Source organism: Bradyrhizobium sp. (genome assembly GCF_004799445.1).
Taxonomy (GTDB): Bacteria; Pseudomonadota; Alphaproteobacteria; order Rhizobiales; family Xanthobacteraceae; genus Bradyrhizobium.
This window is the reverse complement of the sequence record NZ_SSNA01000072.1, coordinates 1-15,495: the sequence shown is the minus strand read 5'-3', so window position 1 is coordinate 15,495 and position 15,495 is coordinate 1. Positions and strand designations below refer to the sequence as shown.

Annotated in this window: 10 protein-coding genes and 1 pseudogene; 5 read left to right on the top strand and 6 right to left on the bottom strand. The window is 59.3% G+C overall.

What is annotated here, in order from left to right; genetic code table 11:
- Positions 1-822 precede the first annotated feature (822 nt).
- Positions 823-1,017 (bottom strand): hypothetical protein, encoded by a 195-nt coding sequence (locus E8A46_RS09965; RefSeq protein ID WP_291559996.1) that lies wholly within the window; start codon positions 1,015-1,017, stop codon positions 823-825.
- A 406-nt stretch (positions 1,018-1,423) separates the two neighbouring features.
- On the opposite strand from E8A46_RS09965, the gene E8A46_RS09960 reads away from it, so the two are divergent.
- Complete coding sequence (locus E8A46_RS09960) at positions 1,424-1,741, top strand: hypothetical protein (RefSeq protein ID WP_291559994.1); 318 nt, start codon at positions 1,424-1,426, stop codon at positions 1,739-1,741.
- 12 nt (positions 1,742-1,753) lie between these two features.
- Positions 1,754-4,972, top strand: a complete 3,219-nt coding sequence (locus E8A46_RS09955; RefSeq protein ID WP_291559992.1) for an adenylate/guanylate cyclase domain-containing protein — start codon at positions 1,754-1,756, stop codon at positions 4,970-4,972.
- Positions 4,973-5,029: 57 nt separating this feature from the next.
- Here the strand turns inward: E8A46_RS09955 and E8A46_RS09950 are convergent, their stop codons facing one another.
- From E8A46_RS09950 to E8A46_RS09935, 4 genes and pseudogenes are all read right to left on the bottom strand, one after another.
- Entirely contained in the window at positions 5,030-6,454 is a 1,425-nt protein-coding gene (locus E8A46_RS09950) for a hypothetical protein (protein WP_363251461.1), read from the bottom strand.
- Between the two features lie 5 nt (positions 6,455-6,459).
- A complete protein-coding gene (locus E8A46_RS09945) occupies positions 6,460-7,221 on the bottom strand; it encodes a hypothetical protein (RefSeq protein WP_291559987.1) in 762 nt (253 codons plus the stop codon).
- Positions 7,184-8,197 (bottom strand): catalase, encoded by a 1,014-nt coding sequence (locus E8A46_RS09940; protein WP_291559985.1) that lies wholly within the window; start codon positions 8,195-8,197, stop codon positions 7,184-7,186. The genes E8A46_RS09945 and E8A46_RS09940 overlap by 38 nt, the downstream gene beginning before the upstream one ends.
- A 372-nt stretch (positions 8,198-8,569) precedes the next feature.
- Positions 8,570-8,917: pseudogene (locus tag E8A46_RS09935) on the bottom strand (transposase); the annotation flags it as partial.
- A 289-nt stretch (positions 8,918-9,206) separates the two neighbouring features.
- Here E8A46_RS09935 and E8A46_RS09930 point away from each other — a divergent pair.
- The 3 genes from E8A46_RS09930 to E8A46_RS09920 all read left to right on the top strand — a co-directional run bounded on the left by E8A46_RS09930 (position 9,207) and on the right by E8A46_RS09920 (position 12,144).
- A complete protein-coding gene (locus E8A46_RS09930) occupies positions 9,207-9,380 on the top strand; it encodes a type VI secretion system tube protein Hcp (RefSeq protein ID WP_291559982.1) in 174 nt (57 codons plus the stop codon).
- Positions 9,381-10,594: 1,214 nt separating this feature from the next.
- Positions 10,595-11,707 carry a DUF2336 domain-containing protein gene (locus E8A46_RS09925; RefSeq protein ID WP_291559980.1) on the top strand — a complete coding sequence of 371 codons (1,113 nt, stop codon included), beginning with the start codon at positions 10,595-10,597 and terminating at the stop codon, positions 11,705-11,707.
- A gap of 200 nt (positions 11,708-11,907) precedes the next feature.
- Positions 11,908-12,144 (top strand): PilZ domain-containing protein, encoded by a 237-nt coding sequence (locus tag E8A46_RS09920; RefSeq protein ID WP_291559978.1) that lies wholly within the window; start codon positions 11,908-11,910, stop codon positions 12,142-12,144.
- 73 nt (positions 12,145-12,217) lie between these two features.
- Here the strand turns inward: E8A46_RS09920 and E8A46_RS09915 are convergent.
- Positions 12,218-15,495 (bottom strand): putative Ig domain-containing protein (locus E8A46_RS09915; protein ID WP_291559976.1); only part of this gene is annotated, 3,278 nt, incomplete at its 5' end.

Sequence of the window (15,495 nt, the reverse complement as noted above, 5' to 3'; positions counted from 1 at the left end):
ACCTCGCAGGCTGGGTATTCGCCTTCTCGGTGGTGCTGGTGACAATTATGCTGATCGAGCATGGTGTGCATTTTTGATGTATGGAGATGACTATGCGCAGTTGGCGTCAATCGGAGACGCGCCCCTCATTCAGCAGCAATTCATGGATGAATCGCCACCTATCGCGCCGCCTTGGTCGGAAATCCAAAAGAGGAGACCGCCTATCCTGAAGCTCGCAAAAGAACCTTAATGTCTCTTTTGCAGTTGGCGCTGGTGGGTCTTTAGGCTGAGTCTGAAGCCAACGATCCCATTCCAGAAGAAGAAGGGATTTCCATCCGTCCCGTTTCATTGAATGCGCGTCCTCCACTCAAGAGGGAAAAGCCCTTGTGAGTCTGCATGGTCGCGCTCGTCGTTCCGAGTTTACTGGTTCTATTCGAGAACCGTTGGACGTGACATCCAGAAGGTGCATGGCCACCGCCGTGCCGATTAGCCCCTTCAAGGCCCAATATGCCGGAGAGGACTTAACCGTTTCTAAATACGGAACCGAGCGTTTCGCAGGCCCACTTCCGGCATTTTAGGTTAGAGGGCGCTTATGACGGCGTCCCTGAGGACTTCTCCACCAGAATGTCGCTCAATGGCACGTTTGGGACATGCCGATGGACACTGAGAACGTCTGCTTATCGGGATAGACCGGAAATGACCGAGGCACGGTCAAGGCGACGCCTTTGACCCAACTGAAACATTGACTTGGTTGAGCCGCTAAGATGCCGTCCACAGGGCTGGGGGACTAACTTAAATTGACGCGCGGCAGTTTTCGTCTTTCTGCCGCGCCGTGCTTAGCGTTTACCGCTGATGCCCGAGTCCAATCCCGAGATGGAGCGCCTTCTGGCGCAGCGCACCAATCGTGCGCTTTGTCTCTTTCGATATTTTGGTGACCGCTGTTCTCGCCTTAGAATGTGCCTTGAGTTCCTTGACGTCAGCCTTCGTCCATTCGCGACGCACTGCTTTGCCGTTCTTCTTTGGCTTCGTAACTTTCAACTTGTTAGCTCCTTGTTTGATGAGGCCGCGTACTAACACATCGCAGCGCAGAGACAACTAAACAAAAGCTAAAAAATCGCACCGTCACACCATCAGCTAAGGACTTTCTTCGCGCCATTCCCATCCGGGGGCCTTCCTTGCTGGACTTTCCGTATGACCGCTTTTGGCACGTTTGAGACATTCCGACCGATGCTGCCGATGTCCGTTCATAGGGCGCCGGCTCAACCGGGGAAGACCGGAAGAGATCGGCGCATCGTCAAACCGACGCGTTTGACCCAGAGCCGAAGATCGGCGAGCATAAGGTCGTGCGCTATTTGGTCGGTCCTCCCGGTGGTCAAAATGAGGACACCAGATGGTGGGCGTTTGCGTTTTGGGCCCATCGAAAAGCTTTCTCCAGGAAGCGCTTGTGAGGGATCTGGACCCGCGTGCGCATCAAAGCGGCGATGACGTCGTGTTCGATTTCTCCATACGGGTACGGCACGCCGCCACGTCGGATGACGTCGAGGACGCTTCGCGGCGGTGGACCCGTCCTCAAGAGAGAATAGTGCGGCTGGGAAGCATTGCCATTCCGAGGCAGAGTTTTTTGACGCAGATTGCGCTGTACGACTGCGAGCACATGGTATTTAATCCCTGGAACTCTCTGCCCGAGCACAGGCCGCTCGGCAACGTCAACCGGATGCGGCTCGCCGTCTATCTTGCCTCGCGGCAGTACGGCGGAAACTGAACATGGTGGGTCATGAGCAGCCAGCCGAAGCGCGATCGTTCGGGCGGACTTCAGCGGACGCAGGCGCCGTCGAATGTCGAGAATGAAGCTCTGCATGCCGAACGCCGGCAGCTCACCGTGGCATTTATCGACATCGTCGGCTCGACACCCCTGAGTGAGCGGATCGATCCCGAGGAGTTCTTCGCGGTTATCAAAACTTACCGCGATATCTGCGACGAGCAGATTCGCCACTACGGCGGTCATATCGCCAGATTGATTGGTGACGGGTTGCTCGCATTTTTTGGCGTCCCGCAAGCCCATGAAAATGATCCTGAACGCGCGGTCCGCGCCTCTCTGGCGATTTCCGCGGCGATCAAGGAACACCAGTTTCTGCTGTCGGACGGTAGCTTCGTTCGCCTGGGCGTGCGCATCGGGGTAAATACCGGGGTGGTCGTCGTCGGCAGCGTGCCCGGCGAGCCCCCCGATCGACGGGAAGTGTTCGGCAGCTCGGCACATGTCGCTGCCCGCCTGCAAGGACTCGCCAGTGAGAACGGTGTCGTGGTCGGCTCGAGCACTCACGAGCTGACCCGCGGAACGTTCAGCTATGCGCCGCTTGGCCGGCAATCTCTCAAGGGCGTGGAGGAGCCGGTCGAGGCCTGGCGTGCAGAGGCGCTTGCGTCCAGCGAAAGCAGGTTCGACCGAGCCCGGAGGTCGCCTCTCGGCCCAATGATAAACCGAACCAGCGAAAGTGCGTTGCTTGCCGAGATGTGGCAGCAGAGTCTCGCCGGCTCGGGGCAGGTTGGCGTTATTTCCGGTGAACCCGGCATCGGCAAGTCACGTTTGATCCGCCAGTTCCGCAATTCCCTTGATGCGTCTCCACGTGATGTTCTGTCGTTGCAGTGTTCGCCGTTCCACGTCAACACGCCGCTTGCCCCGGAAATCGAGCGGCTCATGCGCGCGACCGGCATCCAGGAGACCGACGACGCGGAACTCGCATTGGCAAAATTGCGTTCGCTTTTGGCAAGAGCCGCCACCGATGTCGAGCAGGCGCTTCGCTACTACGGAGCGGTGCTGTCGATACCCGCATGCTCGGGATACGAGCCCGCGGATTTCGGATCTCCTTCGGAGCGCGAGCGTGGCTTTCAGGTGCTCGTCGATGTTCTTGTCGCTGCCTCGCGCAAGCGGCCGATCCTCGTAATCGTCGAGGACGTCCAATGGATGGACCCGACCACCATCGAACTGCTGGTACGCGTGGTAGCTAACTGTGCTGGCGAGCGGATTATGGCCCTGATCACGCATCGCGATGATTACAGGGCCGACTGGTTGTCAGGCCCGGCAATTCGACGAATTGCCCTGCAAAAGCTGGCAGTGCATGAATGCGAGCAGATGGTCGCAGCCATCGCGGGCAGCGATTTCGTGCCGCGCCGGATTACCAGCCAGATCGTCGAACGAACCGACGGCGTGCCACTCTTTGTCGAGGAGTTTACGCGGGCCATCGTCGATTCCGGTGCGGTCCCGCTGGCCGCTGAGAGCCCTGTGCCGAGCGGGAAGTTGCCGGATCTGGTGCCGGCAAGTATTCAAGATTCACTGATGGAGCGCCTTGATCGTCTCGGTCCTGCCAAGCGCGTCGCCCAGATCGCCTCTGTTTTCGGAAGGCGCTTCATCTATGAAGGCATTTTCAGCGTGCTTCCAGATAAGGGCCAAGCGCTAAAAGACTCGTTGCGGGCGCTGGAGAGGGCCGGGATTGTGTATCGTAGCGAGGAGTCTCAAGGCACGGTCTTCACGTTCAAGCACGCGATGATACAGGAAGTCGCCTACTCCTCGTTGCTCAAGGAGGAAAGGCGTGAGCTCCACGCCCGCGTCGCATCGTGGCTGCTCCAGGAAGCCGCCATTGGAGAAAGTAGCCAGCCGGCGGTGTTAGGCTATCATTATGCACGCGCAGGCAACATTCCGGAAGCGATCGAGGCCTGGCTTCAGGCGGGCAAAGCCGCGCTCCGCCGCTCTGCCACCAAGGAAGCCGTGGCTCATCTTCGCGAAGGCCTCTCGCTGATACCCAAGATGCCGGCGTCACCACGGCGCTTCGAAACTGAAATCGCACTGCAATCCAATTTGGCGATGGCGTACACCGCCAACGCCGGATGGTCCGATCCGAACGTCTATGGCCCCTACAGTCGCGCACTCAAGCTTTGCGCGAGCCATGGCACCATTCGCGAGAAGTCGACGGTGCTGTGGGGAAGCACCATAGCCAAGCTGGTCGACTGCCAGCTCGCCAAGGGCCTCGAACACGCGCAGGATTTCGTCCGGCGGGCGGAAGAGTGGCGCGACGACGAGGCTGCCCTCATGGCCTACACCGCTGCCGTAATCGCCAATTTCTTTCTCGGTCGTCTGGAGCAGGCGAGTGAGCTCGCGGCTCTGGTCAGCGCTCGCTACAATCCGCGTGAGCACGGCAAGCTGGTCCAGATTTATCAGCATGATCCATTGATCGTATCGCTCGTCTATTCCGGACACATCGAATGGTTGTTGGGCCGGCCAGGCCGGGCCAGAGAGTGCTGCGTGACAGCGCGGCAGCTCGCGAACGAGATCGGGCATCCGTTCATGCTGGCTTTTGCCTCCATTCTTGGCGTCTCCGATTACTGGTACGAGGGCGATCTTGCGGCCAACCTTGCCAGTGTAAAGCGCGGTCTGAAGGTCGCTGATGAGTATGGCTATCCGATGTACCGGGTCATCGGCCCATTGTGGGCAACCGCTGCGTTGGCGGCACGAGGCCCCGCGCCGGAAGTGCTCGAACAATTATGCGGCTTGCTCGACAAGCTACCCGCCGAGAATCGGTGCATTCAGATGCCCCTCTATCGAATTCTGCTCGCCACAGAATTCGGACGGATCGGGCAGATAGAAAGGGCTCGAAGCTTCGCTGCTTCGGCTGGGGCTCTGGTAAAGCAAACCGGCGAGCGTTGGGCTGCTCCCGAGATTTATCGGATCCACGGCTCGCTGCTGTGTAGCGAACCATTGCGAGACGACAGGGCTGCCATGCGCTTGTTCAAACGCTCGCTTGCCTCTGCCAGGAAGCTCGGGGCGGTCGGTTGGGAATTGCGCACGGCGATCAGCATCGCGCGCCTCGTCAGCGCCGGCGAGAGCGCATCCGGACGCGCCGAAGCACGAGACCTGCTGATATCGACCCGGGCGAAATTTGCATCCGCGGAAACTTCCCGCGATCTGCGCGAGGCTGATGATCTGGTAAGAGTGTTGAACTAGTGAATCATGCCTTACAAGGGCCCCCGAATGACCCTCGGCCTGTTTGGTCGACTCACATCACAGCGATCCCAAAAAGCGGATCGCCGAGAGGCTCGGCAGGAACGTATAGGCGCCGCCCCGCGTCGAGACAAATTGCGGCAATTCCCGCAGCCGGATCGTGCGGCCGGATTTAAGCGGCAAGTCGAACCAGGTCGTGCCGGTACCGTTGGCGCCTACGATCGGATCGTTGGAGCCGGTGATGCGCGGATCCTGAAGACCAAGATTCAGCCAGTCGCAGGACATGGCCTCGAACTGGGCGCCGAGGCTGGCACCAATGAAGTTGCCAAGCAGGCCCCGTTCCGGCTCGGGCTTATCCCGATCACGCTTCGCCGGATCATAGGCTGGTCCATAGGGCATGCCGCGCCGAACAAGGCGCCGGCTGTTATTCGCTACGCGTTGCACGATCTGCCCGCCCCGCGGATTGCCCCGGCGGATATGGGCTCCATAGGGGCAGCGGGACCCATCAACATAGTCAAAATTCGCTTTATTCACGTTGGGATCAGGTGCATCCGCCGACAGTGCCAGCGGCGTGCCATCGCGCCATCGGCCGCACAGGTTGGCGGCGACGACCTCGCGCAAGGCACCATGACGCGACAGGCCTTCGATTGACAGGCCCTCGATTGACAGGACTTGGCCGATTTTCGCTTCAGCGCCTTGCGGCAGCAACTCGTCGACTTGCGGGTGCTTGAGCAAATCGGATGCTGCCTGATCGAGATACTCCTCGAATCCGACCACATCCTGCTTCAGCACGCGGAAGGCGTTGAACGTGCCGTTGCGTCCCAACGCCGCGGGTTGAGGAACCCGCCATTTCAGGCCTTCCAAATTGGTCGGATGTCCCAGCAACACGGTGCCGAGCGGGGCCCTGGGTTGTCCGTCAGCATGGCCCTGTGGGTCGTGAACTCCCTCGAATCTTGGTTGCATGATGTTGTCGCGATAACCGAAGTGAACGAAGTCGTCTCGGAAATTGTAGCCCTCGCGTGTACCGAGCAGCGTCAGGGCGTTTCGGTCGAGGGCGCGCTGCTGGACTTCGTCCAGTTGCCTGACATTTCCCGCGTAGATCGTTGCGATGAGATGGATCCGCCTGGGCTCATCGAAGGGTGATGGCCAGGTTTCCGGCGCGCTCGGCCCGACATCCCCGAGCTTCAAGGCGCGGGCGGTCATGCCCTCGATGAATTCGTTGGGGAACATTTCAAGCGAAGAACTCGGCGTGCCGAGGGCGCGCAGTCCCTCGTAGGTCAGGCCAATGTTGAAACAGGTGTCCGGCTTGGCTGCCCCCCAATTCCCTGTCGTTATCTGCGGAACGCCGTGGTCGCGGCCGGATATGGAGGCGGCGAGCCAGCGCCGGGCGGCGCTGCGATCGGCGACTTCAAGAATGAGGTACCGCACGTGCGGCTTGCGATAGCCACGCAAGATGTTGCCCTGCAGATCAGCGAGGTCGAACATGATACTCACCAGCCTATCCCCAGTTGTTTGCGAACCTGAGCCACCGAAAATCCGGGATAGGCCCGGTAGCCGCTGCCGAGCGATACGTTCGCGTTGGCGCGAAGCTGCAGGACCATTTTGCGCGGAAGCAGGGTCAGATCGTCATTGACGGGTGATACGGCCCTGTCTCCATTCAAGGCTTCCTGGTCTCTCAAAAACTCGGTGGCGGTGTCCGGCACCTGGTACAGGTCGCGCTCGTGTATCCATTGGATGAACGCCTCGACATTCTCCTCGCAAGGGATCACGTCATCTCCTCCTTCGACGAGGTCGACCACGGCGTTGAACACGCTGCCGATCGTGGCGATAAAGTCACGAATGTAGTTGGTGAAATCCCCGTCATAGACGGAGAACATGCAAATATTGTCGCCGACGATGACAAAGCGCGCGAAGTGCACCGTGCCGACATTGTTCAAGCCGGCATAGATCGCATCCTTGTTTTGCGCGATTGCCAGCGCGGCTTCCGCTCTTCCGATCGGCGACTTGATCTTGAGCGGCATGATCAGATTCATCATGCACTGGACGTTGTCACCGTGCTGGAACGACGGGTGGGGACCACCGGGCAGAGGCTTCACCGGCGTCAACCGCGCCCAGAGCGGCACCAGTGTCCATGACGCCACGCACTTGAACACGAGGTTCTTGGGCAACCAGTCCACAAAACGATCGAGCAAACCTTCGTCCGTTGGCATCGACTTACCTCCACCTGAAGGGACACCCGCCGCGCATTTCACGCGAGACTTCATAGGCGCCCAGGCGGGCCTCGAGGATGGGATCCCCGGAGACTTCGATGCCGGGCGCGAGACGGCAGGGATTGAAACTGATGCGTTCGCCAGCCGCTTCCTGATCCTCGGGGACCTCGGTGAGCGTAAGGGTACCCATGGCGACCCGGATTCGCGTCCCCGGCCAGGGCTTTGTGGGATCGTCGAGCGCATCGCCCGCTTCGCCGATTGTCATCATCAGCATGAATCGGGCCGGCCACCACCGCAGGCGGTTTTTAAGCTCCTCGAACAGATATTTGTCGCGCGGCACGGTCTTGGAATCGGTGTTGCGAACGCCTGCGACCGCCTGCCAGGAAAAGCGAACGGGACGGCGAGTTCCATCGGGACCCGTCACCCAGAAGGTGTGGACGGCGTGATAGCTCGCGCGGGCATAGCTCTCCGGTGCGCCGATCAGTCCGACCTGGAATACTCCTAGCTGGGCGAAGCGGTGCCGATTGGCATAACAGAGCGCCCCCGCATCGACATTCCTGGTTTCGTTCGGGTGCGGATTGCGAGGGGGCACCTTAAGCCGCACAATGTCCCAAAGCTTCAGCCACCAGCGTCGTCTTCGATACCGCTCGAGCTTCGCGACCTCGGCGAACTCGAAAAAGTCCTCGACATTGCGGACAAAGAATTCGCCGAGCGTCGTGGCGATCAGATCGCTTCCCCTACCGTCCGAAAGGTGGAAGCGCGTCGCCATTCCCCGAACATCGGACCATCCATCATGTTGCTCCAGCCCCCCCAATCCGTTGGAGAATCTCACCGACACGTCGACGGGCTGTCCGTTGAAGTGCTCTGCGATGCAATAGGTGCGCGCCACGTCCGACGCCACGAACTTGCCCTTCACGCCCATGCCGATGGTGTGAACCGGCCTCCTCCCGGGGACTGGCTCCGGCAGATTGTCGATGATGACCTGGACGAGTCGCTTTGCTACCGATGCATCGACCATGTCCCTCTCCATTATGGACGGACCGCCGAGGGTGCCGTTGGTGCACCCGGTACGTTAGCGTTGTCGATCGAATTCAGCCCATTCACCCAAATTACATTCGATCGCCGGTCGGATATGTGATGTCGTTCACAAAGTTAGCCGAATGAAGCGCCGCGCAATTCGAATCGAATAGCAAGGTTCGACACTCCGATGGCGCTCGCGCGCACCGATAGAGTGATCGGCTGAGTACGTGTCGTGTTGCGGTGCAAGAGTCCGGATATGGCCGATTTTGTTGAAAAAGTCGGTTGCACCTAATGGATGCTCGTCAGTCATTCGGCTGAGGGCGACCGGCTTTGATCTGCCGGTCTTGACGCTCTCTACGCAACTCTCACGCTACGCAATGCACTGAATCGCAGATGGCGGTGGCCGGGCGACCAACGATGCTAGACGTCGCAGGTTCTGGGCGATAGCGGCCAGAACAAACTCATCCTGGGCGCCTCGTGGACCACGCAGTCGAAGTCGACCGAGTCTCAGGATGCGCTTCAGGTGCGCGAACCGCATCTCGATCTTCTTGCGCTCCAGCCTTGATTGCTCGAACGCCTCGGTCCCTGCGAGGGAACGCGCAATATCCCGAGCGGCTTCGTGCTGATCGCGCGGAACCTTGCGGAAGGGGACCTTCGGACAGCACTGCGCTCTGAGTTTGCAGCCGTCGCAGTCGCGCTTTCTAGCCAGATAGATCAGCGTGGTCCCACCATTCACGAGTGTCCCCGTCGTCGTCAGGGTCTCAGTTTGACCCGAAGCGGACTTCCGACAGTCTGACACCTATGTTCCTGAATTGGTCCAAGATCACGACACGTTCCCATGGCGCGCCGGGTACTGGCCTGTTTTAACCCTCAGTGGCCCAATTTGATTTTGGGAGTGGCCTAGTTTGAAGCGTGACCTGGATCACGGTAGGCCATCCATCCCGCGCCTAGTCTCCTCCGCATAGACAACTTGATGGTCCCGGCCGTCGAACAACAGGAGGTAAACAATGACCGATTTCGTCGAAACGCCCGCCAATTGCAAAACTGCTTCCGTCCCCTCGGGAGAGTTGAGCGAGGCCGAACTGTCGACGGTGGTAGGCGGCGCTGCCGGAAAAGTTACGTTCAATTCGTTTTCCATAACCAAGCACGTCGACAAGGCGTCCCCGGTCCTCTTCCTGTAACCCACCAATTGATGCTGAATGCGCGAGGCCGCCTTAGTTGGCGGCCTCTTTCATTATAGATGCGACCACTCCATGTCGCTTATTGGCACAAAGCGGACCTAACGACCGTCGGGCTGAATGTCCGCTGTCGAGGGCCAAGCTAACATCGGCGTTCCATAACATCTGATCTCGGAGCCAGGAAATAGTGGCCATCAAGTAGCGTGGCCGTTTCGACAAAATCTAGGCTACGGCGCTCAACCTGCTATCGGCTTGCGGGTTGGCACACAGCAGGCGTCTACGAATTGCTTCCTCAAAAGGACAGTTAAGAGAGTCGATTAGCCAAGGTAAAGGGCTTAGATCTGATGAGTTCGAGTGCGACGGTGGCCATCTCCGATTGCGAAGCGGGCCGCAATTCATGAGCCAGGTCGCCAAGCCGACTGCTATCAGCGCAGTTGAAGGTCGGGGTGGGTCCAGCATCGATATCGTTGTGACGGCGTTAGATCTTATCCGCGGATGGCTGGGCCAATCGCCCGCTTCTTCCATTAGATTCTGATCGGCGAATGTCCGCTTCGGGGCGCTCGGGCAAAGCGGACATTGGCTACTCTTTGGCGCTCGTAAGCGCCCGCGGATATTCTCAAGCGGAGGCGCAGCAAAAGCCGCCGCCGAGCTGAGAACGCGGCGACGGCTTCTCGCACGGGCAAGATAAGTGGCCCGTTAGCCAATGTGGCAAGGTGTTCTAGATAAACGGTTGCCGCGCACGGGACCGCCAAGGCTCGTAAGGTTCACCCATGCATCGGTTCTTGGTTCGGATCGACGACACCGACGCATCGCGGCAGATGCGATCGCTTCGACAGGCTTCTCCCGACGGTGCTGTAGCACCATCCGTGCTCTCTCGCGATCGAGCTGAGGTTGATCGTTCAATTTCAGCGGCCACAGGTTACCGCCTATCACCGTTTGGAAGCCCTCGGAGGACTTCGATCACCCCACCGGAAAAGTCTATTAAGAAATCGAGCATAGTCTGTCTATTTGTCGATAGGTCACAGGAGGTGCACGTGATGCAGCCCCGGCAGTTGGCTCGCGTTCGACCATTAGGCAAGTTTTATTGTGTGGCCAAACTGATCGTTGGTCCCAAAACTCAAGTTTTTGATTACCGCACTGTTACCTATTTCCCTGGTGCGCCCGCCTTGAATGATGGGAAACGCATCGCTTAGAATTTCTGGCAAACGATTTAAGCAATGTCATTTCTGCATGAACTAGAAGTTGCAGTGTCGCGAGGATCGGCAGAGAGCCGCGAGCGGGCGTTGTGGTATGCGACCGATATATTGATAGCCGGCCGCTATACCGATGACGAGATCTGGATGTTTGGAGAGGTAATAGGGCTGCTGGAGCGGGATATCGCCGTTGCGGCACGCGCCCAACTCGCGAAACGACTGGCTCGAATCGACAATGCTCCTACCCGTATCATCAACAAACTTGCCTTCGACGATTCGATCGATGTTGCAGGCCCCGTACTTCGTCGGTCTGAGCGTCTCGATTGCAGCGCCTTGGTTGCAAATGCCAGGTCCAAAAGTCAGCTACATCTGCTGGCAATTTCTCAGCGAAAGTCCATCAGCGAGGACGTTACGGATGTGCTTGTGACACGAGGGAACCAGGAGGTTGTACGCTCGGTTGCAAAAAACGACGGCGCCCGCTTTTCGGACCTTGGCATTTTGCAGATAATCAAGCGCTCCGAGAGCGATTCGATACTTGTCGAGCAACTCGGCCGCCGCAAGGACATCCCCAGGCATCTCTTCCAACAGCTAATCGCCAAGGCAGCTCACAACGTTAAAAAGAAGCTCGAAGATGAGCACACAGCTGAGGCAAGCCAGATGCAAACCATGGTGACAGACGTCACGGGCGCACTGCATGCGAGATTCGGCCCCGCGTCGAAAAGCTATTTCGATGCAAAGAGGAGCGTGGCAAGAGAGAGATATGTCGGCGATTTGAATGAGAACAAGATCTTCGAATATGCGCAATCCCACAAGTTCGAGGAAGTCACGGCGGGATTGTCATTGTTGTGCTCCTTGCCCGTCGATGTGGTTGAACGGGCGTTAATTGACAAGAGCAAGGAAACGCTTCTGATTTTGACCAAAGCTCTCGGGTTCTCCTGGGAGACCACGATGTCGCTGCTGTTTCTCGGCGCGCCGGACCACCGTATCGTTTCACACGACCTGGATGAAATGAAACGAGAATTTGCCGGCCTGAATATCGAAACGTCCCGAAGTGTTCTGAAGACCTATCAGTCGCGCAAGCTTGCTGCGGGGGCCGATTCCGGAGAACGTCGTCTGCCGCAATTACATAGTCAGTGAGGCGGCACTTCTTACTCGTTGTGCTTATATTGCGCCGGCATATCCGCTGCTTTGTCACGAAGGGGCGCTACACATCAGCGCGTTACCCGGGGTTCTCGCGGATGCGAAGCGGCAGCGGCACGCTTGGCATAGAAGCCAAAATTAGGACACTCGTAAAATTTGCTTGGTATGCTTCTGCTCCGAAATCGAGGAGGCATGCGGTGGACGACAACAGGCGGGCCCCAAGACGCCGCGTCTTTAAGGACGGGGTCATTCAGGCAAAAGGTCTCGGCACGGCTTGTACCGTTCGCAATCTTTCCGACGACGGCGCGCTGTTGAATGCGGAAACAGCAGAAATGCCGGAGCACCTGACGCTGGTGATCGTTTCCGAAAAGCTCGTCAGAAAATGCAGGGTAATTTGGCGCCACGGCAACAAAATGGGCGTTGCGTTCATCTGACACCGCAACATAATTTATCGTAGATCCAGGCTGCTCGCCTAAATGGCTCGCCGGAACGTGAGCTTTTTCAAGATCAGTATTTGATGTGATCAATATGTTGAAGCGCAATATGGTCGCTCGCGCTGCCGTCGATATGATTGACGGTGATCTGCGCATGGTCGCCTTGCGCAAGCGTGATGTTGTGATCAGACTGCGGTGATCCGTCAACCACTAGTCCCGTCCAGCTTTGGACTACGTGGCCGTCCGACGCGAATTCCGTCAGATTGAAACTCGCATTCTGTCCAATATTGTGAAGATCGACAGCGTCGGTCCAATTGTTGCTGCCTGTGATCGCAATATTCCCGCTGTGGGAAGCGATGAAAAATGTGTCGTTGTGGTCGGCGACCGCCAGATTAAGGTGCTCGCTGATCGCCTGGCCGTGCGCGTCGGTCGCGGTCACCGTGATTGGGGTGTTTCCCACATCGCTGACGGCCGGGGCGCCCGAGATGATGCCGGTATGGGCATCGATGCTCAGCCCGGTTGGCAATGCGGCCGAGAACGTTAGCGTATCGCCGGCTGCAGGAGCGGCGAAGTGGCTCGAGACATCAAGCGAGAAGTTCTGTCCTTCGTAGGCGCTCTGGTCTGCGATGGTCGTGGCGGTCGGACCGCTGTCGCCGACGGCGAGATGGAAGCTCTGGCTGATCGACTGACCGTGGGCATCGGTTGCCGTCACAGTGATTGGGTCGCTTGCAGGAATAGCGGAGATTGTGAACGAACCGTCTTGTCCCGCATACGCAGTCCCGTGAGGACTGAGGGTCTCGATGAGTTGATAATTGCCGTTTTGGTAAAATATATTGTATTCAAGGCCATTGGAATTGAAGAGGACGCCGCCGTAGTCGAGTGACGGGCTGCTGTTTGCCAGTAACACGTTGTCGTAAATGAATACGCCGTCCGGACTTATTGATTCGGCTGAAGGGTTGGGATTGTTTATCAGACTGCTTATCGTCCCACCGTTCGGCCCAACGACAGATCCTGCAATTCCAGTGACGTCATATCCTCCCGCGGCATCAAGCGCGTTGGCGGTATTGAGCTGTCCCGTAACCGTAAAGGTGCCGTCGAACGACGTAAAATTGAAGTTGAACGCATGCGCATTGCTGGTGTAGTCGCCGTCAGTCGGGGTCCCCGAGATGACGCCGGTATGGGCATTGATGCTGAGGCCGGCCGGCAAGGAGGCTGAGAAGGTCAGGGCATCGCCGGCGGCTGGTGCGGCGAAGTGGCTTGCGACGTTGAGCGAGAAAGCCTGGCCTTCATTAGCGCTCTGGTCCGCGATGGCGGTTGCCGTCGGACCGCTGTCGCCGACCTGGAGATGGAAGCTCTCGCTGATTGCCTTGCCATGGGTATCGGTCGCCGTCACCGTGACCGTTTGGTTGCCGAAGTCGCTGTCGGTCGGGGTGCCTGAGATGGTGCCAGAGTGGGCGTCGATGCTGAGACCGGTGGGCAGCTTGGCCGAAAAGGTCAGGGCATCGCCCGCAGCAGGCGCGGCGAAGTGGCTGGAGACATCGAGCGAGAAACTGTGGCCCTCATAGGCGCTTTGGTCTGAGATGGCGGTGGCCGTCGGGCCGCTGTCACCGACGGAAAGATGGAAGCTCTCGCTGATCGCCTTGCCGTGGGCGTCGGTCGCCGTCACCGTGACCGAGTTGTTGCCGAAGTCGCTGTCCGTCGGGGTGCCCGAGATGACGCCCGTATGGGTATCGATGCTGAGGCCGGTCGGCAGCTTGGCCGAGAAGGTCAGGGCATCGCCGGCGGCGGGGGCTTGGAAGTGGCTTGAGACATTGAGCGAGAAAGTGTGGCCTTCAAAGGCGCTCTGGTTTGCGATGGCGGTAGCGGTCGGACCGCTGTCGCCGACCTGGAGTTGGAAACTCTCGCTGATTGCCTTGCCATGGGCGTCGGTCGCGGTGACCGCGACCGTGTTGCTGCCGAAGTCACTGTCGGTCGGCACGCCGGTAATGACGCCGGTATGGGCGTCGATGCTGAGGCCGGCCGGCAATGATCCTGAGAAGGTTAGCGTGTCGCCGGCCGCCGGCGCTTTGAAGTGGCTTGAGACATTCAGCGAGAAGGCGTGGCCTTCAAGGGCGCTCTGGCTTGCGATCGGAGTGGCCGTCGGGCCGCTGTCGTCGACGGCGAGGTTGAAGCTCTCGCTGATCGCCTTGCCATGGGCGTCGGTGGCGGTCACCGTAACCGGGTTGTTGCCGAAGTCGCTGTCGGTCGGGGTTCCCGAGATAACGCCGGTATGGGCGTTAATGCTAAGGCCGGTCGGCAGCTTGGCCGAGAAGGTCAGTGGATCGCTGGCGGCGGGGGCCGCGAAGTGACTGGAGACATTGAGTGAGAAGCTTTGGCCTTCGAGGGCGCTCTGGTTTGCAATGGCGGTGGCGGTCGGGCCGCTGTCGCCGACCTGGAGGTGAAAGCTCTCGCTGATCGCTTTGCCATGGGCGTCGGTGGCCGTGACCGTAACCGGGTCGTTGCCGAAGTCGCTATCGGTCGGGGTCCCCGAGATGACGCCGGTATGGGCATCGATGCTGAGGCCGGCCGGCAGCTTGGCCGAGAAGGTCAGGGCGTCGCCGGCAGCGGGGGCCGCGAAGTGACTGGAGACATTGAATGAGAAGCTTTGGCCTTCGAGGGCGCTCTGGTTTGCGATGGGGGTGGCGGTCGGGCCGCTGTCGCCGACGGCGAGATGGAAGCTCTCGCTGATCACTTTGCCGTGCGCGTCGGTGGCCGTCACCGTGACCGTGTTAGTGCCGAAGTCGCTGTCGGTCGGCGTGCCCGAGATGACCCCGGTATGGGCATCGATACTGAGGCCGGTTGGCAGCGCGGCCGAGAAGGTCAGGGCATCGCCGGCAGCGGGGGCCGCGAAGTGACTGGAGACATTGAGTGAGAAGCTTTGGCCTTCGAGGGCGCTCTGGTTTGCGATGGGGGTGGCGGTCGGGCCGCTGTCGCCGACGGCGAGATTGAAACTCTCGCTGATCGCCTTGCCGTGGGCGTCGGTCGCCGTGACCGTGATCGGGTCGTTGCCGAAGTCGCCGTCGGTCGGGGTGCCCGAGATGACGCCGGTATGGGCGTTGATGCTGAGGCCGGTCGGTAGCTTGGCCGAGAAGGTCAGAGCATCGCCGGCGGCGGGGGCCGCGAAGTGACTGGAGACATTGAGCGAGTAGGCCTGGCCTTCGTTGGCGCTCTGGTTTGCGACGGCGGTAGCGGTCGGGCCGTTGTCGCCGACGGCGAGATTGAAACTCTCGCTGATCGCCTTGCCATGGGCATCGGTGGCGGTGACCGTGATCGGGTTGTTACCGTAGTCGCCGTCGGTCGGGGTGCCCGAGA

Coding starts and splice junctions, on each gene's coding strand:
- E8A46_RS09955 (WP_291559992.1), top strand. CDS start 1,754: ATGAGCAGCCAGCCGAAGCGCGATCGTTCGGGCGGACTTCAGCGGACG.
- E8A46_RS09950 (WP_363251461.1), bottom strand. CDS start 6,454: ATGTTCGACCTCGCTGATCTGCAGGGCAACATCTTGCGTGGCTATCGC.
- E8A46_RS09940 (WP_291559985.1), bottom strand. CDS start 8,197: ATGGTCGATGCATCGGTAGCAAAGCGACTCGTCCAGGTCATCATCGAC.
- E8A46_RS09930 (WP_291559982.1), top strand. CDS start 9,207: ATGACCGATTTCGTCGAAACGCCCGCCAATTGCAAAACTGCTTCCGTC.
- E8A46_RS09925 (WP_291559980.1), top strand. CDS start 10,595: ATGTCATTTCTGCATGAACTAGAAGTTGCAGTGTCGCGAGGATCGGCA.